The 24,657-nt window shown below is 68.5% G+C and carries 24 protein-coding genes; 5 read left to right on the top strand and 19 right to left on the bottom strand.

Features of this window, described 5'->3' with window-relative positions:
• Nucleotides 1–23 precede the first annotated feature (23 nt).
• From AC3A6J_RS00120 to AC3A6J_RS00140, 5 genes are all read right to left on the bottom strand, one after another.
• Nucleotides 24–1,814 (bottom strand): acyl-CoA dehydrogenase, encoded by a 1,791-nt coding sequence (locus tag AC3A6J_RS00120; protein WP_487857859.1) that lies wholly within the window; start codon nt 1,812–1,814, stop codon nt 24–26.
• 84 nt (nt 1,815–1,898) lie between these two features.
• Nucleotides 1,899–2,831 (bottom strand): electron transfer flavoprotein subunit alpha/FixB family protein, encoded by a 933-nt coding sequence (locus AC3A6J_RS00125; protein ID WP_487857860.1) that lies wholly within the window; start codon nt 2,829–2,831, stop codon nt 1,899–1,901.
• A 13-nt stretch (nt 2,832–2,844) separates the two neighbouring features.
• Complete coding sequence (locus AC3A6J_RS00130) at nt 2,845–3,594, bottom strand: electron transfer flavoprotein subunit beta/FixA family protein (RefSeq protein WP_487857861.1); 750 nt, start codon at nt 3,592–3,594, stop codon at nt 2,845–2,847.
• Between the two features lie 138 nt (nt 3,595–3,732).
• The gene (locus AC3A6J_RS00135) at nt 3,733–5,013 is read right to left on the bottom strand and encodes a mechanosensitive ion channel family protein (protein WP_487857862.1); all 1,281 of its coding nucleotides are present in this window, start codon (nt 5,011–5,013) and stop codon (nt 3,733–3,735) included.
• A gap of 42 nt (nt 5,014–5,055) precedes the next feature.
• Nucleotides 5,056–6,009: a histone deacetylase family protein gene (locus AC3A6J_RS00140; RefSeq protein ID WP_487857863.1), complete on the bottom strand. Its 954-nt coding sequence runs from the start codon at nt 6,007–6,009 to the stop codon at nt 5,056–5,058.
• A gap of 87 nt (nt 6,010–6,096) precedes the next feature.
• On the opposite strand from AC3A6J_RS00140, the gene AC3A6J_RS00145 reads away from it, so the two are divergent.
• The 5 genes from AC3A6J_RS00145 to AC3A6J_RS00165 are packed head-to-tail and all read left to right on the top strand — an operon-like array spanning nt 6,097 to nt 11,811.
• Nucleotides 6,097–7,017 (top strand): AAA family ATPase, encoded by a 921-nt coding sequence (locus AC3A6J_RS00145; RefSeq protein ID WP_487857864.1) that lies wholly within the window; start codon nt 6,097–6,099, stop codon nt 7,015–7,017.
• A 12-nt stretch (nt 7,018–7,029) separates the two neighbouring features.
• Entirely contained in the window at nt 7,030–8,001 is a 972-nt protein-coding gene (locus tag AC3A6J_RS00150; RefSeq protein WP_487857865.1) for a DUF58 domain-containing protein, read from the top strand.
• Entirely contained in the window at nt 7,995–10,025 is a 2,031-nt protein-coding gene (locus AC3A6J_RS00155) for a transglutaminase TgpA family protein (protein ID WP_487857866.1), read from the top strand. Before AC3A6J_RS00150 ends, AC3A6J_RS00155 begins: the two co-directional genes overlap by 7 nt.
• A gap of 45 nt (nt 10,026–10,070) precedes the next feature.
• Nucleotides 10,071–11,162, top strand: a complete 1,092-nt coding sequence (gene mltB, locus AC3A6J_RS00160) for a lytic murein transglycosylase B (RefSeq protein WP_487857867.1) — start codon at nt 10,071–10,073, stop codon at nt 11,160–11,162.
• A gap of 4 nt (nt 11,163–11,166) precedes the next feature.
• Entirely contained in the window at nt 11,167–11,811 is a 645-nt protein-coding gene (locus AC3A6J_RS00165) for an HD domain-containing protein (RefSeq protein ID WP_487857868.1), read from the top strand.
• Here the strand turns inward: AC3A6J_RS00165 and AC3A6J_RS00170 are convergent.
• From AC3A6J_RS00170 to AC3A6J_RS00235, 14 genes are all read right to left on the bottom strand, one after another.
• Complete coding sequence (locus tag AC3A6J_RS00170; protein ID WP_487857869.1) at nt 11,804–12,298, bottom strand: hypothetical protein; 495 nt, start codon at nt 12,296–12,298, stop codon at nt 11,804–11,806. The genes AC3A6J_RS00165 and AC3A6J_RS00170 overlap by 8 nt on opposite strands.
• Nucleotides 12,295–13,395, bottom strand: a complete 1,101-nt coding sequence (locus tag AC3A6J_RS00175; RefSeq protein ID WP_487857870.1) for a beta-ketoacyl synthase N-terminal-like domain-containing protein — start codon at nt 13,393–13,395, stop codon at nt 12,295–12,297. Before AC3A6J_RS00175 ends, AC3A6J_RS00170 begins: the two co-directional genes overlap by 4 nt.
• Nucleotides 13,392–13,667: an acyl carrier protein gene (locus tag AC3A6J_RS00180; protein ID WP_487857871.1), complete on the bottom strand. Its 276-nt coding sequence runs from the start codon at nt 13,665–13,667 to the stop codon at nt 13,392–13,394. The genes AC3A6J_RS00175 and AC3A6J_RS00180 overlap by 4 nt, the downstream gene beginning before the upstream one ends.
• Nucleotides 13,664–14,821: an ABC transporter permease gene (locus AC3A6J_RS00185; RefSeq protein ID WP_487857872.1), complete on the bottom strand. Its 1,158-nt coding sequence runs from the start codon at nt 14,819–14,821 to the stop codon at nt 13,664–13,666. Before AC3A6J_RS00185 ends, AC3A6J_RS00180 begins: the two co-directional genes overlap by 4 nt.
• 8 nt (nt 14,822–14,829) lie before the next feature.
• On the bottom strand, nt 14,830–15,738 hold the full coding sequence (locus tag AC3A6J_RS00190; protein WP_487857873.1) for an ABC transporter ATP-binding protein: 909 nt from the start codon (nt 15,736–15,738) through the stop codon (nt 14,830–14,832).
• Nucleotides 15,739–15,990: 252 nt separating this feature from the next.
• Nucleotides 15,991–16,980 carry a BtrH-related acyltransferase DarH gene (gene darH / locus AC3A6J_RS00195; RefSeq protein WP_487857874.1) on the bottom strand — a complete coding sequence of 330 codons (990 nt, stop codon included), beginning with the start codon at nt 16,978–16,980 and terminating at the stop codon, nt 15,991–15,993.
• Nucleotides 16,977–17,372: a DarG family dialkylresorcinol biosynthesis protein gene (locus tag AC3A6J_RS00200; RefSeq protein WP_487857875.1), complete on the bottom strand. Its 396-nt coding sequence runs from the start codon at nt 17,370–17,372 to the stop codon at nt 16,977–16,979. Before AC3A6J_RS00200 ends, darH begins: the two co-directional genes overlap by 4 nt.
• Before the next feature lie 11 nt (nt 17,373–17,383).
• On the bottom strand, nt 17,384–18,520 hold the full coding sequence (locus AC3A6J_RS00205) for a beta-ketoacyl-ACP synthase III (protein WP_487857876.1): 1,137 nt from the start codon (nt 18,518–18,520) through the stop codon (nt 17,384–17,386).
• Entirely contained in the window at nt 18,510–19,490 is a 981-nt protein-coding gene (locus AC3A6J_RS00210; RefSeq protein ID WP_487857877.1) for a dialkylresorcinol condensing enzyme, read from the bottom strand. Before AC3A6J_RS00210 ends, AC3A6J_RS00205 begins: the two co-directional genes overlap by 11 nt.
• Nucleotides 19,491–19,724: 234 nt before the next feature.
• Nucleotides 19,725–21,455, bottom strand: coding sequence for an ABC transporter substrate-binding protein (locus AC3A6J_RS00215; protein WP_487857878.1), 1,731 nt, complete (start codon nt 21,453–21,455; stop codon nt 19,725–19,727).
• A gap of 90 nt (nt 21,456–21,545) precedes the next feature.
• Nucleotides 21,546–21,854 carry a DUF2160 domain-containing protein gene (locus AC3A6J_RS00220; protein ID WP_487857879.1) on the bottom strand — a complete coding sequence of 103 codons (309 nt, stop codon included), beginning with the start codon at nt 21,852–21,854 and terminating at the stop codon, nt 21,546–21,548.
• 15 nt (nt 21,855–21,869) lie between these two features.
• Nucleotides 21,870–22,682: a carbohydrate ABC transporter permease gene (locus AC3A6J_RS00225; RefSeq protein ID WP_487857880.1), complete on the bottom strand. Its 813-nt coding sequence runs from the start codon at nt 22,680–22,682 to the stop codon at nt 21,870–21,872.
• Nucleotides 22,679–23,569, bottom strand: coding sequence for a carbohydrate ABC transporter permease (locus AC3A6J_RS00230; RefSeq protein WP_487857881.1), 891 nt, complete (start codon nt 23,567–23,569; stop codon nt 22,679–22,681). The genes AC3A6J_RS00225 and AC3A6J_RS00230 overlap by 4 nt, the downstream gene beginning before the upstream one ends.
• Entirely contained in the window at nt 23,566–24,657 is a 1,092-nt protein-coding gene (locus AC3A6J_RS00235) for an ABC transporter ATP-binding protein (RefSeq protein ID WP_487857882.1), read from the bottom strand. The genes AC3A6J_RS00230 and AC3A6J_RS00235 overlap by 4 nt, the downstream gene beginning before the upstream one ends.

The raw sequence follows: 24,657 nt of genomic DNA on the forward strand, positions 1-24,657 counted from the left end.
GCCAGGCGACACGGAGCCGGGATTCAGAAGGCTTCGAGCGCCAGCGCCGTCACGCTCTCGGCGCCCTCGACGATGCTGTCGCGCAGGCCGGGCGCCTTGGCGAGGATGTGCTCGGCATAGAAGCGCGCGGTCACGATCTTGGCCTGCATGAAGTCGACGTCGACGTTGCGCGAGGCCTGCTCCTCGGCAATGACCAGCGAGCGCGCGAGCTGCCAGCCGGCCACGAGATTGCCCGCGAGCATCAGGTACGGCACGCTGCCCGCGAACACCGCGTTGGGCGATGCCTTGGTGTGGCCGGCGACGAAGTCGACCACCTCGACGAAGGCTTCGCGCGCGGCCTTCAGGCGCTTGTGCACGGCCGCCGCCGCGGCGCTCTCGCGCTTGGCGAGCTCGGCCTCGGTCTTCTCGATCTGCGCGGCGATGGCACGGGCGGTCTGGCCGCCGTCGCGCGCGGTCTTGCGGCCCACGAGGTCGTTGGCCTGGATCGCGGTGGTGCCTTCGTAGATCGTGAGGATCTTCGCGTCGCGGTAGTACTGCGCGGCGCCGGTCTCCTCGATGAAGCCCATGCCGCCATGCACCTGCACGCCGAGCGAAGTGACCTCGAGGCTCATCTCGGTGCTGTAGCCTTTCACGAGCGGCACCATGAATTCGTAGAAGGCCTGGTTCTGCTTGCGCGCCTCGGCATCGGGGTGATGGTGCGCGGCGTCGTAGGCAGCTGCAGCCACCGCGGCCATCGCGCGGCAGCCTTCGGTGTAGGCGCGCATCGTCATGAGCATGCGCTTCACGTCGGGGTGGTGGATGATCGGCGCGCTGGCGTTCATCGAACCATCGACCGGGCGGCTCTGCACGCGGTCTTTCGCGTAGGCCACGGCATGCTGGTAGGCGCGCTCTGCGATGGCGATGCCCTGCATGCCGACCGCATAGCGGGCGGAGTTCATCATGATGAACATGTACTCGAGGCCGCGGTTCTCCTGGCCGACGAGATACCCGACGGCCCCCCCGTTGTCGCCGTACTGCAGCACGGCCGTTGGCGAGGCCTTGATGCCCATCTTGTGCTCGATGCTCACGCAGTGCACGTCGTTGCGCGCCCCGAGCGAGCCGTCCTTTTCGACCAGGAACTTCGGCACCACGAACAGGCTGATGCCCTTCACGCCCTCGGGCGCGCCGGTCACGCGCGCGAGCACGAGGTGCACGATGTTCTCGGCCATGTCGTGCTCGCCGTAGGTGATGAAGATCTTGGTGCCGAAGACCTTGTAGCTGCCATCGGGCTGCGGCTCGGCGCGGCTGCGCACCAGCGCGAGGTCGCTGCCGGCCTGCGGCTCGGTCAGGTTCATCGTGCCGGTCCACTGGCCGCTCACGAGCTTCTCGAGGTACACCGCCTTGAGTTCGTCCGAGCCCGCGGTCAGCAGCGCCTCGATGGCGCCGTCGCTCAGCAGCGGGCACAGCGCGAAGCTCATGTTGGCCGAGTTGAGCATCTCGCCGCAGGCTGCACCGATGGTCTTCGGCAGGCCTTGCCCGCCGAAGTCGGCCGGATGCTGCAGCCCCTGCCAGCCACCCGAGGCGTACTGCGCGAATGCTTCCTTGAAGCCCTTCGTGGTCGTCACGTCACCGTCCTTGAACGACGAGGGTTCGCGGTCGCCCACCACGTTCAGCGGCGCGACCACGTCCTGGTTGAAGCGCGCGCATTCCTCGAGCACGGCCTGCGCGGTTTCGAGGCCGGCATCCTCGAAGCCCGGCAGCCTGGCGATCTCGCCGATGTCGGCAAGGTGCTCGATGTCGAACAGCATGTCCTTGAGGGGGGCGATGTAGCTCATGGTCTTGTCTCCAGATGCGGCGGATACGGCGGATACGAAAAGGGCATCGCGAACGATGCCCTTCGGCTCAGTGCGGCAAGGCGATCAGAGCGCCTTGGTCAGTTCCGGCACGGCCGTGAACAGGTCGGCCACGAGGCCGTAATCGGCCACCGAGAAGATCGGCGCCTCTTCGTCCTTGTTGATCGCGACGATCACCTTCGAGTCCTTCATGCCGGCCAGGTGCTGGATCGCGCCCGAGATGCCCGCGGCGATGTAGAGCTGCGGTGCGACGATCTTGCCGGTCTGGCCCACCTGCCAGTCGTTCGGTGCGTAGCCCGCATCGACCGCGGCGCGGCTCGCGCCCAGGCCCGCGTTGAGCTTGTCGGCCAGCGGCGTCATGACTTCGGTGAACTTCTCGGCGCTGCCCAGTGCCCGGCCACCCGAGACGATGATCTTGGCGGCCGTGAGTTCGGGGCGGTCGCTCTTGGTGACCTCGCGGCCCACGAAGCTCGACTTGCCGCTGTCGGCCACGCCTTCGGCGGTTTCGACCGTCGCGCTGCCGCCGGTTGCTGCGGCGGCATCGAAGCCGGTCGTACGCACGGTGATCACCTTGGTGGCATCGCTGCTCTGCACGGTGGCGATGGCATTGCCGGCATAGATCGGGCGCTCGAAGGTGTCGGGGCTCTCGACCTTGGTGATGTCGGAGATCTGTGCCACGTCGAGCTTGGCGGCCACGCGCGGTGCGACGTTCTTGCCGTTGGCGGTCGAGGGGAACAGGATGTGGCTGTAGTTGCCCGCGATGGCGAGCACCTGCGCGGCCACGTTCTCGGCCAGGTTCTCGGCGAGCGACGGGCTGTCGGCCACGATGACCTTGGCCACGCCCGCGATCTGGGCGGCGGCCTTGCCGGCTTCGGCGGCATTGGCACCGGCGACGAGCACGTGCACGTCGCCGCCGCAGGCGAGGGCTGCGGTCACGGTGTTGAGGGTCGCGGGCTTGACGGTCGCGTGGTCGTGTTCGGCAATAACAAGTGCGGTCATTTTTTGTTCCTCCTCAGATCACTTTGGCTTCGTTCTTGAGCTTGTCCACCAGCGTGGCGACGTCGGGCACCTTGATGCCGGCGCCGCGCTTGGGCGGCTCGCTGACCTTGAGGGTCTTCAGGCGCGGCTTGACGTCGACGCCCAGGTCTTCGGGCTTGAAGGTGTCGAGTTGCTTCTTCTTGGCCTTCATGATGTTGGGCAGCGTGACGTAGCGCGGCTCGTTCAGGCGCAGGTCGGTGGTGATGACCGCCGGCAGGCTGAGCTGGATGGTTTCCAGGCCGCCGTCGACCTCGCGCGTCACGGTGGCCTTGCCGTCGGCCACTTCGACCTTCGAGGCGAAGGTGGCTTGCGGCAGGTCGGCGAGTGCGGCGAGCATCTGGCCGGTCTGGTTGGCGTCGTCGTCGATGGCCTGCTTGCCGAGGATGACGAGCTGCGGCTGTTCCTTGTCGATCAGCGCCTTGAGCAGCTTGGCCACGGCCAGCGGCTGGAGTTCTTCGGAGGTCTCGACCAGGATGCCGCGGTCGGCGCCGATGGCCATCGCGGTGCGCAGCGTTTCCTGGCATTTGGCATCGCCGCAGGAGACGGCGATCACTTCGGTGACCACGCCCTTCTCCTTGAGCCGCACGGCCTCTTCGACCGCGATCTCGTCGAAGGGGTTCATGCTCATCTTGACATTGGCAATATCGACACCGGTGCCGTCGCTCTTCACGCGCACCTTGACGTTGTAATCGACGACCCGTTTGACAGGCACTAGAACCTTCATTGACTTGACTCCATTGGGATTGCAAAAAGGGGGCTGCGAGAGCAACCGGTCATTCTAGAGTCCGGCCCCGGCCGGCTCCGCATTCGTCGCGATCAGTACTGCACTGCAGCAAAAAAGAACGGTCGTGCTTTTCGGTGATTATACGGCAGGGTCGGCGGGTGCCGAAAGGCCCGCCGGCATCGATTCCACGCGCAGCACGCGCTGCGGGTACGGAATGTCGATGCCCGCGGCACGCAGCCCTTCGAGGATCGCGATGTTGATCTCCGAGCGCACGTTGTCCTTGCCCTTGTCGGGGTCGGTGACCCAGAAGTTCAGCACGAACTCGAGCCCGTCGGGCGCGAAGCTGACCAGGTAGCTGACCGGCTCGGGATCGGTCATGACGCGCGGCTGGGCCCTGGCCGCGCCGGTCAAGATCGATTGCACCTGCGCCACGTCGCTCTCGTAGCCCACCACGATGCGCGTGGTGATGTTGAACTTGAGGTCGGCCATCGAGAGGTTCTCGACCCGGCTCGTGATGAGCGATTCGTTCGGCACGATGGCTTCGCGGCCGTTGCCCGCCCGGATCAGCGTGTAGCGCGTCTTGATGTCGGTGATGCGGCCCTCGAAGGTGTCGACCTTGACGTTATCGCCGATGCGGATCGAACGCTCGAGCAGGATCACGAAGCCGCTCACGTAGTTGGCCGCGAGCTTCTGCAGGCCGAAGCCCAGGCCCACGCCGAATGCGCCGCCGAGCACCGACAGCGCCGTGAGGTCGACACCCACCGCCGATAGCGCGAACAGCAGGCCCACCAGCAGCAGGAAGGCGCGCACCGCGTTCGAAGCCACCTTGCGCATCGACAGGTCGGTCACGGCCTCGCGCAGGATGCGCTTCTCGATGGTGGCGGCGATCCAGAGCGCGATCACCATCACCAACCCCGCCGAGAGCACGCCCTGCACGATGGTCTGCAGGCTCACGCGCGTCTTGCCGAAGGCCAGCGTGATCTCGTCGAGTTCGGCCAGAAGCGGCGGCAGCAGCCCGACGATCCAGAGGATCGCGGCGATCCAGGCCAGCCACGAGATCGTGCGCTCGACGAGCCGCACCAGGTGCGAGGTGGGAAACACCGCCCGCATCACGCGCGCGCACAGGCGGATCACCGCGAGCGACAGGAACACCGACACGCCAATGCGCAGCATCAGGACCGTCTGGTACTCGGCCACGGTGCGCCGAGCGAGCTCGGCGAACACCAGCGCGAGCAGCGGGAACAGCACGCCGTCGAAGATGCGCTCGCCGAACCAGATCGAGTCCTTGGGCTGGTCGCGGCCGAACCAGCGGCTCACCAGCCAGGCGAGCGCCACGCAGGCCACGAGCGCCGCGAGTTCGATGCCGATGCCGCGCGCGTCGACCAGGTTCAGCCGTTGTGTGAAGTCGTGGAAGTTCATGGACCGAGGCAAAAGGGCTTCGCGCCCACGCCGTGCGGGCGCTCAGAGACCCGCAAGCACTCGGATGTGGGCTTCGACGCTGCGCGCCAGCGCATCGAGGTTGTAGCCACCTTCGAGCATCGAGACGACGCGGCCCTGCGCATGGCGCCGGGCCACGTCCTGGATGCGCCTCGTGATCCAGCTGAAGTCGCTCTCGGTGAGCCCGAGCTGGCCCAGGTCGTCCTCGCGGTGGGCGTCGAAGCCCGCGCTCACGAACACCATCTGCGGCGCGAACTCCTCGAGCCGCGGCATCCAGAGCGCCTCGATCAGCTCGCGCACGTCCATGCCCTTGGTGTAGGCCGGAACCGGCAGGTTCAGCATGTTCGCGGCCGGTTGATTGGTGCCGCTGTAGGGGTAGAACGGATGCTGGAAGAAGCCCACCATCAGCACGCGCTCATCGTCCGAAAGGATGTTCTCGGTGCCGTTGCCGTGGTGCACGTCGAAGTCGACGATCGCCACGCGCTCGAGCCCGTGCACCTCGAGCGCATGCCGCGCCGCGATGGCCACGTTGTTCAGGAAGCAGAAGCCCATCGCCTGCTCGCGGCAGGCGTGGTGGCCCGGCGGGCGCACCGAGCAGAAGGCGTTCTCGATCTCGCCCGCGATCACCGCGTCGGTGGCGGCAATGGCAGCGCCCGCAGCGCGGCGCGCAGCCAGCAGCGTGTAGCGGTTCAGGATGGTGTCGGGGTCGAGCTGTGCGTGGCTGGGTCCGCCGGCTGGCTCGTCGGCCACGAGACGCTGGTGCAGCGACTCAAGGTATTCGAGGTGCGCTTCGCTGTGCGCCCGCGTGATCTGCGACAGCGTGGCGAGCGGCACCTCGCGGCGCTCGAGGGCATCGCCCACGCCGGTAGCGAGCAGCCGGTCCTCGATGGCATCGAGACGCTCGGGACATTCGGGATGGCCCCGGCCCATGTCGTGCTTCCAGCAATCGCGATGTGTGAAGTAGCCGGTCGTGCCCATGTGACTCTTTTGTTGCTGGACTTGTCTAGACCTCACACGGCATGGGGCCGCGCGGTCTTCGGGTATCGTTTGCATATGGATACAAATATGGACGTTGCCGCCAAACTTTCCACTTTGCTAAATCAGCTTAACACGGTGATTGTCGGCAAGGAGACCCAGGTGCGCGACTGCGTGGCGTGCCTGCTGGCGGGCGGCCACCTGCTGATCGAGGACGTGCCCGGGGTCGGAAAGACCACCCTCGCCCATGCGCTGTCGCACACCTTCGGGCTGCAGTTCTCGCGCGTGCAGTTCACCGCCGACCTGATGCCGGGCGACCTGTCGGGCGTCGCGATCTACGACCGCGGCCAGCAATCGTTCGTGTTCCATCCGGGCCCGATCTTCGCGCAGGTGCTGCTGGCCGACGAGATCAACCGCGCCAGTCCCAAGACCCAGAGCGCGCTGCTCGAGGCCATGGAAGAGAAGCAGGTCACGATCGAGGGCGAGACCCGACCGCTGCCCACGCCGTTCTTCGTGATCGCCACGCAGAACCCGCAGGACCAGCTCGGCACCTTTGCCCTGCCCGAATCGCAGCTCGACCGCTTCCTGATGCGCATCTCGCTCGGCTATCCCGACCGCGCCGCGGAGCGCGAACTGCTCGCGGGCGCCGACCGTCGCGAGATGCTCGCCACGCTGCCGGCGCTGCTCACGGCCGGCGAACTCACGGCCCTGCAGCAGCGCGTGCAGCAGGTGCATGCGGCCGAGCCGCTGCTGAACTACGTGCAGGACCTGATCGCCGCCACGCGGTCGGGCCGCTGGTTCCTGCAGGGCCTGTCGCCGCGCGCCGGCATCGCGGTGCTGCGCGCCGCCAAGGCGCAGGCGCTTCTGGCCAACCGCGACTACGTGGCGCCCGACGATGTGCAGTCGGTGCTGCCGCAGACCATTGCGCACCGCCTCACGCCCGTCGGCGACGCGGGCCGCGGCGCGGTCGAGCAGGTGCGCGCGATGATCGCCGACGTGCCGCTGCCCTAGGCTGGCGCCCTCATGATCGCGTCGCTCCGTTCGCGCATCGACGGCTGGTTCCTGTCGCGCCGGCCGCCCTCGGACACGCTCGAACTCACACAGCGCAACGTCTACATCGTGCCCACGCGCGCCGGCTGGACGCTGGCCGCCACGCTGCTGGTGCTGCTCGTGGCCTCGATCAACTACCAGCTCAACCTCGGCTACCTGCTGACCTTCCTGCTTGCGGGCAGCGTGGCCGTGGGCATGCATGTCTGCCACGCCACGCTGCGCGGGCTGGCGCTGCACCTGGCGCCGCCGGAGCCGCACTATGCGGGCGCGGCCGCCGTCTTCCGCGTGGTGCTGCACAACACGCGGCGCAGCGTGCGCTACGGCATCGGCATGGCGGTGCGCGGCAGCGGCCACTGGGCCTGGACCGACGTGCCGGCCGAAGGCAGCGCCACGGTCGAGATCGCGTTCCTGCCCGAGCGGCGCGGCCTGCATCCGGTGCCGCCGCTCACGGCCGAAACGCGCTTTCCGCTCGGCACCTTCCGCGTCTGGACGGTGTGGCGGCCGGCGGCGCAGATGCTGGTCTATCCGGCGCCCGAGGCGCATCCGCCGCCGCTGCCGCCCGCCGAGCCGCTCACCGGCGCGGCCGCGGTGTCGTCGGCGCTGCGCGCGCAGGCAGCCGGCGAGTACGACGGCCTGCGGGCCTACCAGCGCGGCGATCCGCTCAAGCTGGTGGTCTGGAAAAGGGCTGCCCGCGCACAGGCCACCGGCTCCGAAGAGCTCGTGAGCCGCGACCTGCAGCAGACGCAACGCGAAGAACTGTGGCTCGACGCGCAGGCTGCTGGTCTGGCCGACACCGAGGCCCGACTCTCGCGGCTGTGCGCCTGGGTGCTGATGGCCGAGCGGCTGGGCGTGGACTATGGCGTGCGCGTGGCGGGCCGCGTGGTGCAGCCCTCGCAGGGCGAAGCCCACCGCCGTGCCTGCCTGGAGGCACTGGCGCTATGTTGAAGAAACTCGCACGCGAACTGGCAGCCCTGCCGCGGGATGCCCGCGACACGCTGTTCCTGCTTGCGGTGATCGCGCTGATCGTCCTGCCGCAGGCCTCCAATCTGCCGTGGTGGTGCAGCGCCATCACCGCGATGGTGCTGGTGTGGCGCGGCATGCTCGCGGTCGAGGCCAAGCCGTTGCCCGGCAGATGGTGGCGCGTGGGCCTGCTGGTGCTCACGCTCGCGGCCACCTTCGCGACCCACCGCACGCTGCTCGGGCGCGATGCCGGCGTCACGCTGGTCGTGGTGCTGCTCGCGCTCAAGACGCTGGAGCTGCGCGCGCGCCGCGACGCCTTCGTGCTGTTCTTCCTGGGCTTCTTCGCGATGCTCACGAACTTCTTCTATTCGCAGTCGCTCGTGACCGCGTTCCTGATGCTGCTCGCGCTGCTCGGCCTGCTGACGGCGCTGGTCAACGCGCACATGCCCGTGGGTCGTCCGCCGTTGATGCAGGCGGCGCGCACCGCGGGCTGGATGGCGCTGGCCGGCGCGCCGATCATGCTCGCGCTGTTCATGCTGTTCCCGCGCTTCGCGCCGCTCTGGGGCACGCCGGGCGATGCCATGGTCGGCCGCACCGGCCTGTCGAACACCATGCGTGTGGGCACCATCGCGCAGCTCGCGCTCGACGACGGCATCGCGGCGCGCATTCGCTTCGACGATGGCCGCATCCCGCCGCAGAGCCAGCTCTATTTCCGCGGCCCGGTGCTGGCGCGCTTCGACGGCCGCGAATGGACCTCGCTGCCGGCCTGGCTGCGCGGCGCGCCGTCGCCTTCGAACCTGCGCACCCGCGGAGCGCCGGTGCGCTACGAAGTCACGCTCGAGCCCAACCACCGGCCGTGGCTGCTCACGCTGGATGCGGCAGCCACCGCGCCGGAACTGCCCGGCTTCGGCGTGACCGGCACGAGCGACCTGCAATGGCTCGCGAATCGCCCGGTTTCCGACCTGGTGCGCTACCGCGCCGAAAGCCACACTCAGTTCGAAAGCGGCCCGACGCGGCAAAGCGGCCTGCTGCAGGCCTATCTGGCGCTGCCGCCCGGAACCAATCCGCGCACCGCCGAACTGGCCGCCCAGATGCGCGCCGACCCGGCCCTGGCCGCCGCCGACACGCCGGCATTCGTGCGCGCCGCGCTGCAGCGGCTGCGCACGGGCGGCTACACCTACACCCTGGAGCCCGGCGTCTACGGCAGCGAGACGGCCGACGAGTTCTGGTTCGACCGCAAGCAGGGCTTCTGCGAGCACATCGCCTCGGCATTCGTGGTGCTGATGCGCGGCCTCGGCATTCCCGCACGCATCGTGACCGGCTACCAGGGCGGCGACTTCAACCGCATCGACGGCTACTGGATGGTGCGCCAGAGCGATGCGCATGCCTGGGCCGAGGTCTGGCAGGAAGGCACGGGCTGGGTGCGCGTCGACCCCACGGCGTCGGTGGCGCCGGGCCGGGTCGGACAGCTGCAGCGGCTGGTGCCGCAGCCAGGGCTGTTCGAGGGCGCGATCGGCGCCATGAGCCCGACGCTCGCCCAGACCGTGCGCGCCGCCTGGGAGGCGGTCAACAACGGCTGGAACCAGTGGGTACTCAACTACAGCCAGAGCCGGCAGCTCAATCTGCTGAAGAACCTCGGTTTCGACGCGCCGAGCCTCGCGGACCTGGCCTACGTGCTGCTCTGCCTGCTGGTGGGCGCGAGCCTGGCCGGCGCGGCATGGACGCTGTGGGAGCGCAGCCGGCACGACCCGTGGCTGCGGCTTCTCGGGCAGGCGCGCGCGCGGCTCGCCAAGGCGGGCCTGAAGGTGCTCGAGACCGCACCGCCCCGGCAGATCGCTCAGCAGGCGGAGGCGCGCTTCGGCCCGGCCGCAACAGCCGTGCGCGACTGGCTGCTGAAGCTCGAGGCGCAGCGCTATGCCAAGGCATCGGCCACGTCGGCTGCCTCGCTCGCGGCGCTGCGCGCCGAGTTCCGCCGCCTCGACTGGCCGTCAGCCCAGAACCGCCGCTGAAGCGCCCGCGGCAGCCGCGCCCGCGCGGACGGCACAATCGCTTCCATGCGATCTGTTCTTTCTGCGCCGTCGCGCGCCGCCACCCTCGCCCTGTTTGCCGCCTGCTGCGTCTGGCCCCTGGGCGCAGCGGCCCAGAAGGCCTCGTCCCAACGTGCGGTCAAGACCGTGACCGGCAGCACGCCCTATGCCACGCGCGACGACGCGATGCAGTTCGCCGACCAGGTGGCCGAGCGCCGCGGCCTCGACCGCGACTGGGTGCGCGCCACCATCGGCAGCGCGCGCTTCTTGCCGAACGTGCCGCGTCTGATGCTGCCGGGCCCGCCGGGCACGGTGAAGAACTGGCAGGCCTATCGCAGCCGCTTCATCGATGCCACCCGTATTGCCGCGGGCGTGCGCTTCTGGCAGGCCAATGCCGAGACGCTCGCGCGGGCCGAGGCGATGTACGGCGTGCCGCCCGAGATCATCGTGGGCATCGTCGGCGTCGAGACGATCTACGGCCGCAACATGGGTAACTTCCGCGTGATCGATGCGCTCGCGACGCTGTCCTTCGATTTTCCGCAGGGCCATCCGCGCGCGGCCGAGCGCGAGGCCTTCTTCCGCGGCGAGCTCGAGGCCTTTCTCGGCGACAACGGCCGCACCTCGCGCAATCCGCTGCTGCCCGTCGGCAGCTACGCGGGCGCCATGGGCATGCCGCAGTTCATGCCGAGCAGCATCGCGAAGTACGCGGTCGACTTCGACGCCGACGGCCGCATCGACCTGGTCGACAACCCGGTCGACGTGATCGGCTCGGTGGCCAACTACTTCAAGGCCTTCGGCTGGACACCCGGCATGCCGTCGACCTATGCGGTGCGCTTCGATGAAGCGCGCCTCAAGAAGGCGCTGCTGCTGGCGCCCGACATCAAGCCGACCTTCAGCGCCGACAGCTTCGTGGCTGCCGGCGCCGTGCCCGAGAGCGAGGGCCTCCGGCACCAGGGGCTGCTCGCGCTGATCGAACTGCAGAACGGCGCCAATGCCGAACCGACCTACGTGGCCGGCACGCAGAACTTCTACGTGATCACGCGCTACAACTGGAGCAGCTACTACGCGATGTCGGTGCTCGATCTCGGCCAGGAGATCAAGGCCGCGATGGCGCAATAGAACCATGTCGACGGCGACGCCGCTCGGGCCCGATGCGCTCTGCGACAACTGGCGCGCAGCGTGGCACGACGTGGGTGCGGCCGCCACCGACGACGCGCTGTGCCTTGCACTGCAGCGCTGCTACGCCGAGCCACAGCGCCACTACCACACCCTGCAGCACTTGGGCGAATGCCTGGCCTGGTTCGACCGCGAGAAGCAGCTGGCCGAACATCCGGGCGAAGTCGCGCTGGCGCTCTGGTTCCACGACGCAGTCTACGACGTGCATGCGCACGACAACGAAGCCCGGAGCGCCGACTGGGCACGCCGTGCGATGCGGGACGCCGGCGTTCCGGCGCCGGCCGCCGAGCGTGTGCACGCGCTCGTCATGGCCACCTGCCACGACGCGGTGCCCGAGGGCCGCGACGCTGAATTGCTGATCGACATCGACCTGTCGATCCTCGGTGCCGATCCGGTGCGCTTCGCCGAGTACGAGCGCCAGGTACACGCCGAATACGCGTTCGTGCCCGACGCGACGCGGCTGCCGCGGCGCCGCGCGATCCTGCAGCGCTTCCTCGACCGCGAAGCGATCTACGCCACGCCCCGCATGCACGCGCTGCTCGAGGCGCAGGCGCGTGCCAACCTGACGCGCTCGATCGCCGCGCTCAGCTGATCGGCACCAGCCGCCACCATTCGGAGCGTGCGGCCTCGCCGTTGCGCCCCTCCTCCACCACGCCGACGAGCAAGCCGGCGCTTCCCGCGCCGCACTGCGCAAGCTGCAGCGCGCGCTGCGGATCGCGGCACAGCGCAAAGCTCGCATCGCCCTGCCAGCCGAGGCAACGCCCGACCTCCGCGAGCATCAGCGCCGGCTGCCCCTGCATGAAGGTGAAAGGCATCAGCATGCCGGCATCGTGCTGCGCCAGCCCCGCATGCGTGGCGCTCCAGGCACCGCGCAGGCTGGCCACGCGCAGGCGTGTGCCGGCCGGCAGCACGGCCTCGCCGGCTTCATCGAGGCAGCGGCGCGCACCGTACATCGCCAGCTCGGTCCAGAGGCCGACGCGCCGCGGCCGGTAACCGAGCCGCTCGGCGAGCCGGTCGCGCCAGTCCTCGGGGGGCGCATCGGCACCCACGTGCGCGACGGTGCGCCAGGCCGGCTTCATGCGGCAGCGTCCGACAGCACCAGCGCGGCATGCCCGCCACCGAAGCCGACCACGTTGAGCAGCATGTGGCGCAGCCGCGCTGGTGCCTGCCCGGCCAGCGCGACACCGAGCCGATCGTCGATCGCGTGGGCCGCCGCGGGCCAGCAGCCGGCTTCGATGCAGGCCGCCAGCAGCGCCAGTTCGGCCGCGCCCGAGGCGCCGAGCGTGTGGCCGATCCACGCCTTGAGCGACACCAGCGGCGGCAGCGGCGCCGCGCCGAACACCTGCTTCAGCGCCTCGGCCTCGATGGCGTCGTTGACGGGGCTGCCCGCGGCCTGCACCTTGACCAGGTCGATGTCCGCTGGCCGAAGCCCGGCCTGCGCCAGCGCGCCCTCGCACATGGCGAGCACCGCGCCCGCTTCGGTGCCCGAGGGATTGCGCCCGTCCACCACGTTGGCGCCGCCGGCGATGCGCCAACGGCCCGCGCGCGACGCCGTGAGGCGCAGCGCGGCCACCGCCTCGCCAAGCACCAGCCCGTTGCGCCCGGCGCCGAAAGGCCGCGCCGCACCGTCGGGCGACAGCAGCTGCATCGCGCCAAAGCCCGCCAGCGTGAAGCGGTTGCCGAGCTCGGCGCCGACGACGAGCGCCTCGTGCGCCTCGCCGCTGCGGACCAGGTCGCATGCCGCGAGCACGGCATTGAAGGACGAGGTGCAGGCGGTGGACACGGTGAAGACCGGCCCCTGCCAATCGAGCGCGCCGGCGACGATGCCCGCGAAGTCCTGCAGGTCGCCGCCCAGGCGCAGGTCCTGCGGCGCCTGCTCCATCGCGCCGATGTCGAGCGACGACGAGGCGACGAAGAGCGGACCGCCGCGCGCGGCACCCAGGCCCGCTTCGGCCGCCACGCTGCGCACCGTGTGCACCAGACGCTGCTGCCAGTCGCCCTCGCCGCGCGGCAGGCGGTAGACCGGCCATTGCACGCCCGGTGACACCGCGACCGGTTCGGGCGCCATGGCGGCACCGCGTCCGATCGCTGCGACAGCCGACCGCAAGTCGGGCCCGAGCGCGCATGCGAGCCCCGTGCCCGCGAGGTACACGCCTGCGCCCGCACCGACGCTCATGCCTTGCCGGCCCGCACGAGGTGGTCGGCAAGGTGCGCGATCGACGCCAGCGCGCGGCGCGTTTCCTTGCTGTCGGGCATGCGCAGGCCAAAGCGCTGCTGCACCGTCATCGAGACCTGCAGCGCGTCGAGCGAGTCGAGGTCGAGGCGCGCGTCGGGGCCGAACAGCGGTTCGTCGTTGCCGAGCCCGCCCGGCGGCGCTTCCTTCTCGACGGCCTCGAGCACCATGGCCTTGAGGGTTGCGATGAATTCGGGGGAGATGGTGTCGGTCACGTTGCGGGTCTGCGAAAGAGGAAGACGGCGAGCACGAACATGGCGGCCGCGAAAAGCACCAGCCGGCCGACCTGCGGCAGCGTGTCGACCACGCCGCCGCCGCGCAGCAGCACGGTGAGCAGCGCCTCGAGGCCCCAGTTCATCGGCGACACCTCGACCAGCCGCTGCATGAAGCCGGGCATCACGAACTTCGGCACCATGATGCCGCCCGCGGCCGCCATCAGCACATTGACCATCGGCCCGACGGTCGCGGCCTGCGCATGGCTGCGCACCGCGCAGGCGATCGCGAGCGACAGGCTGACCGCGGCCAGGCTCACCGCCGCGAGCGCCACCGCCAGCGCGCCCCAGTGGATGCCCGCGAGCGACAGCGCATCGCCGCCGATCAGCGGCATCAGCCAGATGCCGGCTGCGAGCATCAAGAGCGCCTGCAGCGCATTCACGCCGAGGTAGGGCAGAGCCTTCGACGCCAGCAGCATGGCGCGCGAAACCCCGAGGCTGCGCAGCCGCCCGAGCGCGCCGGAACTGCGCTCCTGCACGAACAGGCTCGAGAGCGAGGCCACCACGAAGAACATGCCGAACACCAGCCAGGCCGGCACGTTCTGCTGCACCGACGTGGGCCGCGGCCCGCTGGTGGCATGGCGCTCGGCATGCACCAGCGCCTGGATCGATGCGCCGGCCGGCGGGCTGGCGGTGCCGGGCACCGCGAGCGCGAGCCGCGCCTTGAGCTCGCCCGAGGCGCCCACGAGTTCGGCACGCAGCGCATTGAACAGGTTGGCGTCGATGCCCGGCTCCGCGAGCAGGCGGATGTGCGCGCGGCGCGGCAGCGCGGCCGATTCGAGCTCGTCCGAGAGGCCAGGCTCCAGCACGATCACGTACTTGAGCGCGCCGCTCTTGAGCTGCGCCTGCCAGTCGGCGTCGAGCGCACGCGGTTCGCCGTGGCTGCGGGCCCAGATCTGCCGCAGCCACTGCGCGGGCGTGCCGCTGTCGCGCAGGTCGACCGCGTAGCTCAGCTCGGCCAGCGGCGCGCGGTAGATGTCTTTGAGCGTGAGCGACATCAGCACGATGAACACCATCGGAAGCAGGAACAGCGCCGCCAGCCCGTGCACGTCGCGCACGAGTGCGAGCAGTTCCTTTTTGATGAGTGCGATCAGCATCGAATCCTTCAATCGCGCAACGAGCGATGCGTGAGCGCCATGAAGAGCTGTTCGAGGTCGTGGCGGCCGAACTCGGCATGGCGCACCGCGATGCCTTCAGCCTCGAGCGCCGCGAGCACCGGGGCCGGGCCGACACCTTCGTTCAGGTGCACGCGCCAGTGCACGCCGCCCTCTTCCACCGTGCCGAAGCGCGAGAGCATCGCGGCATCGAGCCCGTCGGCGGCGAGCGTGAGCAGCATCGCGCTTTTGGAAAGCAGTGCGTCGAGCGAACCTTCGCGCAGCACGCGGCCGTGGTCGAGGATCGCGACGCGGTCGGCGATGGCCTCGATCTCTTCCATGTAGTGCGAGGCGTAGATCACGGCCGCGCCCTGCTGCGCCAGGCTCTTGATGGCATCGAGAATGAAGGCGCGCGACTGCGGATCGACGCCCACGGTGGGCTCGTCGAACAGCATCAGCTCGGGCTCGGGCAAGAGCGCGATCGCGAGATTGAGCCGGCGCTTGAGCCCGCCCGACAGGCGCTCGGCGCGCACGCCGGCAAACTGTTCGAGCTGCGCAAAGCCGATGCACTCGCCAATGCGCGTCTTGCGCCGGCCGCCCGACAGCCCGCCGGCCGCGGCAAAACAGGCCAGGTTCTCGGCCACAGTGAGCATCGGATAGAAGGCATGCTCCTGCGGCGCTACCGCGATGCGCGTGGGCGCGTTCGCACGAACCTGTGCCAGCGGCTGGCCATCGATGTGGATCTCGCCGGTCTGCACCTCGAGCGCGCCCGAGAGGTGGGAGATCAGCGTGGTCTTGCCGGCGCCGTTGGGGCCGAGCAGGCCCATGACCGAGCCCCGCGGCACCGTGAGCGAGACGTCCGCCAGCGCCGCCGCATCGCTGTGCGGATAGCGGTGGCCGAGGTGCTTCAGTTCGAGCATGTCGGGGGTCGTTTTTGACGCTGTTGTTCGGGGGGCGATCCCGCCGACGGTGGGCTCCCCTCCGCGAATGTCCCCCGGCCTGCGGCCTCCTCCTCTATTTCGCTGCGCAAGGCACCCCATCGACGTGATCGCTGCGCAGAGCGGTCGTTGATCGGCGATGCACAGCGAGCGTGTCCCGGTGCCCTGGGCACGCGCCCTGGACGGCAGCGCCCAAGACAAGGCCCGCGTCGAAAGGAAGGAAGAAACCCCATCTCAGGCCACCGCCGCCTTGAGGTCGCGAAAGAACGCTTCTTCCTCCTGCGACAGCGCACGCAACATCGAAGCGAGCCGCCCCGGATCGACCGCCTCGCGCCCCTTCACCATGCGCGCCGCCTTGAGCGCAAACGCGCGCCAGTTGTCGCCGATGGCGATCAGCCGCTCCGACATCTGCGTGAGCTGCGGCTTGCCGAGCAGTTCGGCAGCCTCCTGCAAAAAGGCCGCGTAGATGAACCGGAAGCCCGCACCGCCCGTGCCGATCTCTTCCTGCATGCGCACCACGTGGCCGATGAAGTCGACGCTGCGCGGATCGGTCGCGGCGAGCTTCTGCAGGCGTGCGGCCAGCATGCGCATGCCGCGCACGCCCACGATCGGAATCGGTGCGAGCATGGTGCGCACCGTCTTTCGGATCGCCTTCGTCACCGAGGCCGCATCGGGCGCCTTGCGCTCGATCGCCTGCGGGTAGTACATGAGCCCCTTGGGCGCGAGCACGCCCTTGGCGAAGCGGGCACGCGCAAGGTCGGCGCTGGCGCAGCGCACGGGTTCTTCGAACACCGGGTCGCTGATGAGGTAGTCGTCGCCGTCCTTGCCGTAGACCAGCAGGTTGTGCGCATTGAAGTGGAAGCGCATGTTGGGCGGAAAGTACGGCAGCCAGTAGACCGAGGTCTGCAGGCCCACCAGCTGGCCCCCGGCCAGCAGCGCGTCGAGCCGCTGCTCGCCGGCCTCGGCGCTGCGGAAGGTCTCGAAGCGAAAGCGTGCGGCCATCGGCGCCAGCAGGCCCTTGATGATGGCCTTGGGCGGCATGCGGTACGAGATCAGCGGCAGGCCCGACAGCTTGATGAACGGCAGGTATGCGAACGACAGCGCCGACGAGAGGCCGAACGCCATCGCCTCGGTCATCGGCGCGCCGTGGTGGCGCATCAGGCTCGAGATGACGCCGCTTTCGCAGTGCGCCGCTTGCTGGTGCGCGAAGTTCGTCGTCGTCATGGCAGGCTCCGCAAGGTGGCGATGGAAAGTCCCAGCGCCTCGGCGTAGCGCGCCAGCTGCCGCCCGGAAAGCGCCGCGAAGTGCCGCGGCTGCAGGTGGCGGCGCACGCGCCACTGCCAGAAGCCGCTGGTCTGCGAGAGCAGCGCCACGTCCATGCGGCGCGCGTACATCCAATATTCGAGCGGCGACGCGACCCCGGCCGCTACGCGCACCCTGGCGGCCTCGGCCTGCTCCACCAGCACGTCGACCGCATGGCTCGTGACGATCTCCTCCGCCTCCCACCCGCGTGAGCGCGTGGTGACCACGCGGCCCTGCGCATCACGCGCGTACATGAGCTTGGAATGCCCGTCGAGCGTGGCATTGCCCTCTTGCGGAACAGCGTCGAGGTCCATGGCGATTCCGGTCAGACGGCGGTCAGGTGGATGAAGCCGCTCGAGAAGCGGCCGCTCTCGGGCACGAACATCAGGAGCTTCTGCCCCGGCCGGATGCGGCCCGATCGGAACAGCTCGTCGAGCATGATGTATGGCGATGCCGATCCGGTGTTGCCCTTGGTCGCCAGGTTGGTGAACCAGCGCTCGCGCGGGATCGCGAAACCCAGGTTATCGAGGCACTGCGCCACCGGCTCGAAGAAGTAGCTCGACGAGAGATGCGGCAGGAACCAGTCGATCTCGCCCGCCTTCAGGCTGCGCTTGTCGATGAGGCCCGCGAGCGGCTCGCCGAGCGTGGCGCGCACGATGTTCTCGTTGAGCAGGCGCACGTCCTGCTTCACCGCGAAGGTGGATGCGTGCGCCCAGTCGCCCGGCGCGGTGTGCGCCCAGCCGTCGAGCCCGCCGCCGGCGTTCTTCTCGGCGCCCGCGTACATGCAGACCGGCAGTTCGTGCGCGGCCGAAGAGAGCTCGATCCAGTCCACGCGCAGCGACAGCGGCCCGCGCGGCTCGCGTTCGAGCAGCACCGCGCCCGCGCCGTCGGACAGCATCCAGCGCAGGAAGTCTTTCTCGAACGCGATCTCGGGCCGCTCCTCGAGCGCCGCGAGCTTGTGCGCGAGCTCGGCCTCGAAGCGGTCGCCGCGCATCACGGCAGAGGCCAGCTCCGAACCGGTGGCCACGGCACGCCGCGCATCGCCCGCGCGCACCGAGAGCCAGGCATGCTTGAACGCCGCGGCACCCGCCAGGCAGATGCCCGCGCAGGCCACCACCTCGAGCCGCGGCCAGCCGAGCTCGCCGTGCACCATCACCGCATGGTTGGGCATCAGCTGGTCGGGCAGCGAGGTGCCGGTGGCAAGGCAGTCCACGGGACCGATGTCGTCGCCGAGCGCCCGGATCGCGGCCGCCGTGAGCTGCGCATTGCTCATGGCGAGCCGGCCGGTGGCGCGGTCGATCGCGTAGTGGCGCGACTGGATGCCGTTGCTGCGAAGAATGAGCCGCCGTGCGCGCGATGCCTTGCCGCCGATGCGGCCGAGGACCTCTTCGATGTCTTCGTTGCCGACCGCGGAAAAAGGCAGGAAGGCGGCGGTGCGGGTCAGGAAGACTTCAATCGTCATAAAGCGGAACACGGTCCATGCCCGAGCCCGAGGGGTGTTCGAAATGGGCCGTCATTTTAGTGAGCCAGCGCCCGAACAGCGGCCGCAACAGGGCCTGGAGCGCCAGGCTCACCGGCACCACCGTGACGATCAGCGCCAGCAAGAAGAGCACATAGAGCAGCAGCAGCGGCTTGCGCTGCCAGGCGCCCGGCCGGCCCGCTGCCATGATCAGCCGCCCCCAGAGAAAGAAGCTGCGCGTGCCGGCCTTCTCGCTCGCGAGCAGCCGGGCATCGGCCTTGACAGCGCCCAGGCCCGCGAGCAGCGGCTCGGCCCCGCGCTCGAGGTCATGCAGGAGCGCATCACGCAGCGCACGGCCGAAACGGGCCGCGCCACGGACCTGCGCATCGCAGAGGCCGGCGTCGGGCATGCCCCAGAAGCCGCGCTTGCGGCCCCAGATCAGCCAGGCCGGCGTGGTGAAGAAGGTGGCGAGCGTCGGGCCGGGGTCGGTGAGAACCACGTTGTCGATCAGCCGCGCGCCGACGGCGCCGAGCAGGCCCTTGAGCTTTTCGTGCGCCATGAGCCACATGTTGCGGCAAGCGATCACCGTGACCACCGGCTTGCCGCTCAGCAGCCGGGCCGCGACCGGATGCTGGAGAAAGGCGACGACGGGCTGCGACGGCGCCAGGAACCACACCTGGTACGGCAGGATGACGAGGTCGAAATCTTCCTCGCCCGTGAGCGACAGCGGCGCCAGCGGCTGCGGCTTCAGGTGGGCCGATTCGGGAAAGGCATCGAAGAAGCGCAGGAACGGCCAAGGGAACGGAAATTCCGCCACGGGCCGCAGCACTTCGACATGCACCGAGATCCCGGGATCGGCCACGAGCGGCGCCACGATCTGCCCGGCAACGGCCGCGAGTTGACCCGTCTGCGAATACTGGACGACCAGGACGCGCTTCGGGCGCGCGGCGGGGATGGGGAGGCTTGAAGTCACTTGCTGGGCGAAACGAGGGCCGTCGAATGTAAGCGAAAGAGTGCAGTCGACGCATCTGCCAATGGTCATGGCGTCGCGTATGCCCCACGCGATAGGCTACGCCAAGCAAAAAAAAGGCCGCGCCCTTCGGCGCGGCCCGACGCGAAGCACCCGTGGAACCGGCTTCGCCGGGCCACCGGGTGCGCCCCCCCAGTGGGGGGAGGCGCCGCAGGCGCTTCGGGGGGCGTCCTGTTTCTAGCGGGCCTTGCCTTCCTTCCAGGCGGTCAGCAGCTTGCTGTATTCGATCGTTTCGCCCTTGGGCTTCTCGTTGGCCAGCTTCTTCCAGGGCGCATTCTTGTCGCTGAGCCACTTGTTCGGATCGCCCTTGGCGTTGAGCTTGGGTGCGCAATGCGCCATGCCGGCACGCTGCAGACGGGCCATTACGTTGTCCATCTCGTCGGCCAGGTTGTCCATCGCCTTCTGCGGGGTCTTCTCGCCCGTGACGGCCTCGGCCACGTTCTTCCACCAGAGCTGCGCCAGCTTCGGATAGTCGGGCACGTTGGTGCCGGTGGGCGTCCAGGCCACGCGCGCCGGGCTGCGGTAGAACTCGACCAGGCCGCCAAGCTTGGGCGCCATGTCGGTCATGGCCTTCGACTGGATGTCCGATTCGCGGATCGGGGTCAGGCCCACGATGGTCTTCTTGAGCGAGACGCTCTTGGACGTGACGAACTGCGCATAGAGCCAGGCCGCGGCGGTCTTGTTGGCGTCATGGCCGTTGAAGAACGACCACGAACCCACGTCCTGGTAGCCGTTCTGCATGCCCTGCTTCCAGTACGGGCCGTTCGGGCCGGGCGCCATGCGCCACTTGGGCGTGCCGTCCTCGTTGACCACGGGCAGGCCCTTCTTGGTCATGTCGGCGGTGAAGGCCGTGTACCAGAAGATCTGCTGCGCGATCTGGCCCTGCGCCGGCACCGGGCCCGACTCGCCGAAGGTCATGCCCATGGCTTCCTTGGGCGCGTACTTCTTCATCCAGTCGATGTACTTGGTGAGCGCGTACACGGCGGCCGGCGAATTGGTGGCGCCGCCGCGCGACACGGCCGCACCCACCGGCGTGCACTTGTCGTCGGCCACGCGGATGCCCCACTCGTCGATCGGCATGCCGTTGGGGTTGCCGACGTCGGCGGTGCCGGCCATCGAGAGCCAGGCGTCGGTGAAGCGCCAGCCGAGCGACGGGTCCTTCTTGCCGTAGTCCATGTGGCCGTAGATCGGCTTGCCGTCGATGGTCTTCACGTCGACGCTGAAGAACTCGGCGATGTCCTCGTAGGCGCTCCAGTTGAGCGGCACGCCCAGGTCGTAGCCATACTTGGCCTTGAACTTGGTCTTAAGGTCCTTGCGGTCGAACAGGTCGGCGCGGAACCAGTAGAGGTTGGCGAACTGCTGGTCGGGCAGCTGGTAGAGCTTGCCGTCGGGCGCGGTGGTGAACTTGGTGCCGATGAAGTCCTTGATGTCCAGGCCCGGATTGGTGAACTCCTTGCCCGCGCCGGCCATGTAGTCGGTCAGGTTCATCATCTTGCCGTAGCGGTAGTGCGTGCCGATCAGGTCGGAGTCGGAGATCCAGCCGTCGTAGATCGACCTGCCAGACTGCATCGAGGTCTGCAGCTTCTCGACCACGTCGCCTTCCTGGATCAAGTCGTGCTTCACCTTGATGCCAGTGATCTCCTCGAAGGCCTTGGCGAGCGTCTTCGATTCGTATTCGTGCGTGGTGATGGTCTCCGACACGACCGAGATCTCCTTCACGCCCTTCGCCTGCAGCTTCTTGGCCGCATCGATGAACCACTTCATCTCGGCGGTCTGCTGCTCCTTGCTGAGCGTGGAAGGCTGGAACTCGCTGTCGATCCACTTCTTCGCCTCGGGCTCTGCGGCCCCTGCACCGTGCGCGGCGCATAGCGCCGCTGCCATTGCCAATGCCGTATAGCGCATCTTCATGAATGTGTCTCCTCGGTTGAAGGCTTCCCCGGGTGTTTCGATCGCGGCTCCGGGGAGGCGGAGAGCCGGTCGCGTCTTTCCTTGAAGAAACTAGCCCTTGCGCATCACCAGCGCGAGGAGAAACATCGACAGCACGAAGCTGATCCAGATCGACGGCTCGGCCTCGAGGCTCAGCCATTCCTGGAACTTGCCCGCGAGGCCGATGAAGATCAGGTTGAGGTAGGCGGCCGAAAGCAGGCCGATGAAGAAGCGGTCGCCGCGCGTGGTGGCAATCGGCAGCCAGCCACGGCGCATGGTGGTGGGCGACTTGAGCTCCCACACGGTCATGCCGATCAGCATCAGCACGATGCAGGTGAAGAAAACGGCCACCGGGGTGGTCCAGACCATCCAGTCAAACATGTTGCCGCCCTCCTCTCAGACCCTGCCCATCGCAAAGCCTTTTGCGATGTAGTGGCGCACGAACCAGATCACGATGGCGCCCGGCACGATCGTCAGAACGCCAGCCGCCGCCAGCGTGGCCCAGTCCATGCCCGAGGCGCTCACCGTGCGCGTCATCGTCGCGACGATCGGCTTGGCATCCACGCTCGTGAGCGTGCGCGCGAGCAGCAGCTCGACCCAGCTGAACATGAAGCAGAAGAACGCCGCCACGCCGACGCCGGCCTTGATGAGCGGCAAGAAGATCTTGATGAAGAAGCGCGGGAACGAGTAGCCGTCGATGTAGGCGGTCTCGTCGATTTCGCGCGGAATGCCGCTCATGAAGCCTTCGAGGATCCACACGGCGAGCGGCACGTTGAACAGCAGGTGCGCGAGCGCCACGCCGAGGTGCGTGTCCATGAGGCCGACGGTGCTATAGAGCTGGAAGAACGGCAGCAGGAACACCGCGGGCGGCGTCATGCGGTTGGTCAGCAGCCAGAAGAAAACGTGCTTGTCGCCGAGGAACGAATAGCGCGAGAACGCATAGGCCGCGGGCAGCGCCACCGTGAGCGAGATGACGGTGTTGATCGCGACGTAGATCAGGCTGTTGATGTAGCCCGAGTACCACGACTCGTCGGTGAAGATGCGCGCGTAGTTGGCCCAGGTGAGCTCCTGCGGAAAGAACGAGAAGCTCGAGACGATCTCCTCGTTCGTCTTGAAGCTCATGTTGACCATCCAGTAGATGGGCAGCAGCGCGAACAGGATGTACAGCACCAGGAAGATGCTGCGCTTGCGGAACCGACGCTCGTTCATTTCTCCACCTCCACCGTCTGCGTACCCACGCGCTGCATCCAGTTGTAGAGCACGAAGCAGAACAGCAGGATGATCAGAAAGTAGATCAGCGAGAACGCCGCCGCCGGCCCGAGGTCGAACTGCCCCACCGCCTTCTGCGTGAGGTACTGGCTCAGGAAGGTCGTCGCATTGCCCGGTCCGCCGCCCGTCAGCACGAAGGGCTCCGTGTAGATCATGAAGCTGTCCATGAAGCGAAGCAGCACCGCGATCATCAGCACCCCGCGCATCTTCGGCAGCTGGATGTAGCGGAACACCGCGAACTTGCTCGCGCCGTCGATGCGCGCCGCCTGGTAGTAGGCATCGGGGATCGAGCGCAGGCCCGCAAAGCACAGCAGCGCCACCAGCGGCGTCCAGTGCCACACGTCCATCACCAGCACCGTGAGCCAGGCGTCGGTCGCACTGCCGGTGTAGTTGTAGTCCACGCCCAGCTTCTGCAACGCGTGGCCCAGCAGGCCGATGTCGGCGCGGCCGTAGATCTGCCAGATCGTGCCGACCACGTTCCAAGGGATCAATAGCGACAGCGCCACCACCACCAGCACCGCCGACGACTTCCAGCCCTTGGCCGGCATCGACAGCGCCAGGCAGATGCCCAGCGGAATCTCGACCAGCAGCACCGACAGCGAGAAGCCCAGCTGGCGCCAGAGCGCCTGGTGCAGCTCGTCGTCGCGCATCACCGAGGCGAACCACTCGGTGCCGACGAACACGCGCCGGTCGGGCGAGATGATGTCCTGCACCGAGTAGTTGACCACCGTCATCAGCGGCACGATGGCGGAGAAGGCCACGCACAGCAGCACCGGGAGCACGAGCCACCAGGCCTTCTGGTTCACGGGCTTGTTGGTGGCGTTCATGCCGTGCCCCCTGCGCCGGCCACCACCAGCTCCTCGTCCTTGTAGAAACAGGTGTGCGCATCGAGCACCCGCAGCCACACTGTCTCGCCGACCGCGGGCGGCACCTCGTCGGCATGCAGCCGCACCCTGACCAGGCTGCCGTCGACCTCCGCGCTCAGCATGGTGTGCGTGCCGACGTCCTGCGCCTGCGTCACCACCGCCGGCACCGCACCCGGCGCGCCCGCACTCGCGAGGCGAAGGTATTCGGGCCGGATGCCGATCTTGAGCATGCCCTGCGGCAGCGCGCGCGCCGGCGTAAGCCGGGTGCGGCCCACTTCGAGCGTGCCGTCCTCGCAGCGCGCCGCCAGGAAGTTCATGCCCGGCGATCCGATGAAGTGGCCCACGAAGGTGTGCGCCGGCCGTTCGAACAGTGCCTCGGCGCTGCCCACCTGCACGGCCTTGCCGCGCGTCATGACCACCACCTCCTCGGCGAAGGTGAGCGCCTCGACCTGGTCGTGCGTCACGTAGATCAGCGTGAGCTTGAGCTCGCGATGGATCTGCTTGAGCTTGCGCCGCAGCTGCCACTTGAGGTGCGGGTCGATCACCGTGAGCGGCTCGTCGAACAGCACCGCCGATACGTCGCTGCGCACCAGGCCGCGCCCGAGCGAGATCTTCTGCTTGGCATCGGCCGCGAGACCCGCCGCGCGCTGGTTGAGCTGGCCGCTCATGTCGAGCATCTCGGCGATCTCGCCGACGCGCTTCCGGATCTGGTCTTCGGGCACCTTGCGGTTGCGCAGCGGAAACGCCAGGTTCTCGGCCACGGTCATCGTGTCGTAGATCACCGGGAACTGGAACACCTGCGCGATGTTGCGCTCCTGCGGCGTGGCACGGGTCATGTCGCGCCCGTCGAACTGCACCGTGCCCTGCGACGGCGCCAGCAGGCCCGAGATGATGTTGAGCATGGTGGTCTTGCCGCAACCCGAGGGGCCGAGCAAGGCGTAGGCGCCGCCGTCGCGAAAGCTCATCTTGAGCGGCAGCAGCGCATAGTCGCTGTCCTGCGTGGGGCTCGGACGGTAGGCGTGCGCCAGGTCGAGGTCGATGCGTGCCAT

It is taken from the genome of Variovorax sp. Soil_C_39 (genome assembly GCF_057656815.1).

Excerpts from the sequence above, each read along its gene's own strand:
- AC3A6J_RS00140 (WP_487857863.1), bottom strand. The coding sequence starts at position 6,009 with ATGGGCACGACCGGCTACTTCACACATCGCGATTGCTGGAAGCACGAC.
- AC3A6J_RS00150 (WP_487857865.1), top strand. The coding sequence starts at position 7,030 with ATGATCGCGTCGCTCCGTTCGCGCATCGACGGCTGGTTCCTGTCGCGC.
- AC3A6J_RS00230 (WP_487857881.1), bottom strand. The coding sequence starts at position 23,569 with ATGAACGCCACCAACAAGCCCGTGAACCAGAAGGCCTGGTGGCTCGTG.
- AC3A6J_RS00165 (WP_487857868.1), top strand. The coding sequence starts at position 11,167 with ATGTCGACGGCGACGCCGCTCGGGCCCGATGCGCTCTGCGACAACTGG.
- mltB (WP_487857867.1), top strand. The coding sequence starts at position 10,071 with ATGCGATCTGTTCTTTCTGCGCCGTCGCGCGCCGCCACCCTCGCCCTG.
- AC3A6J_RS00200 (WP_487857875.1), bottom strand. The coding sequence starts at position 17,372 with ATGGACCTCGACGCTGTTCCGCAAGAGGGCAATGCCACGCTCGACGGG.
- AC3A6J_RS00220 (WP_487857879.1), bottom strand. The coding sequence starts at position 21,854 with ATGTTTGACTGGATGGTCTGGACCACCCCGGTGGCCGTTTTCTTCACC.
- AC3A6J_RS00145 (WP_487857864.1), top strand. The coding sequence starts at position 6,097 with ATGGACGTTGCCGCCAAACTTTCCACTTTGCTAAATCAGCTTAACACG.
- AC3A6J_RS00175 (WP_487857870.1), bottom strand. The coding sequence starts at position 13,395 with ATGAGCGTCGGTGCGGGCGCAGGCGTGTACCTCGCGGGCACGGGGCTC.
- AC3A6J_RS00135 (WP_487857862.1), bottom strand. The coding sequence starts at position 5,013 with ATGAACTTCCACGACTTCACACAACGGCTGAACCTGGTCGACGCGCGC.
- darH (WP_487857874.1), bottom strand. The coding sequence starts at position 16,980 with ATGACGACGACGAACTTCGCGCACCAGCAAGCGGCGCACTGCGAAAGC.
- AC3A6J_RS00205 (WP_487857876.1), bottom strand. The coding sequence starts at position 18,520 with ATGACGATTGAAGTCTTCCTGACCCGCACCGCCGCCTTCCTGCCTTTT.
- AC3A6J_RS00235 (WP_487857882.1), bottom strand. The coding sequence starts at position 24,657 with ATGGCACGCATCGACCTCGACCTGGCGCACGCCTACCGTCCGAGCCCC.
- AC3A6J_RS00130 (WP_487857861.1), bottom strand. The coding sequence starts at position 3,594 with ATGAAGGTTCTAGTGCCTGTCAAACGGGTCGTCGATTACAACGTCAAG.
- AC3A6J_RS00120 (WP_487857859.1), bottom strand. The coding sequence starts at position 1,814 with ATGAGCTACATCGCCCCCCTCAAGGACATGCTGTTCGACATCGAGCAC.
- AC3A6J_RS00155 (WP_487857866.1), top strand. The coding sequence starts at position 7,995 with ATGTTGAAGAAACTCGCACGCGAACTGGCAGCCCTGCCGCGGGATGCC.
- AC3A6J_RS00190 (WP_487857873.1), bottom strand. The coding sequence starts at position 15,738 with ATGCTCGAACTGAAGCACCTCGGCCACCGCTATCCGCACAGCGATGCG.
- AC3A6J_RS00215 (WP_487857878.1), bottom strand. The coding sequence starts at position 21,455 with ATGAAGATGCGCTATACGGCATTGGCAATGGCAGCGGCGCTATGCGCC.
- AC3A6J_RS00225 (WP_487857880.1), bottom strand. The coding sequence starts at position 22,682 with ATGAACGAGCGTCGGTTCCGCAAGCGCAGCATCTTCCTGGTGCTGTAC.
- AC3A6J_RS00185 (WP_487857872.1), bottom strand. The coding sequence starts at position 14,821 with ATGCTGATCGCACTCATCAAAAAGGAACTGCTCGCACTCGTGCGCGAC.
- AC3A6J_RS00170 (WP_487857869.1), bottom strand. The coding sequence starts at position 12,298 with ATGAAGCCGGCCTGGCGCACCGTCGCGCACGTGGGTGCCGATGCGCCC.
- AC3A6J_RS00125 (WP_487857860.1), bottom strand. The coding sequence starts at position 2,831 with ATGACCGCACTTGTTATTGCCGAACACGACCACGCGACCGTCAAGCCC.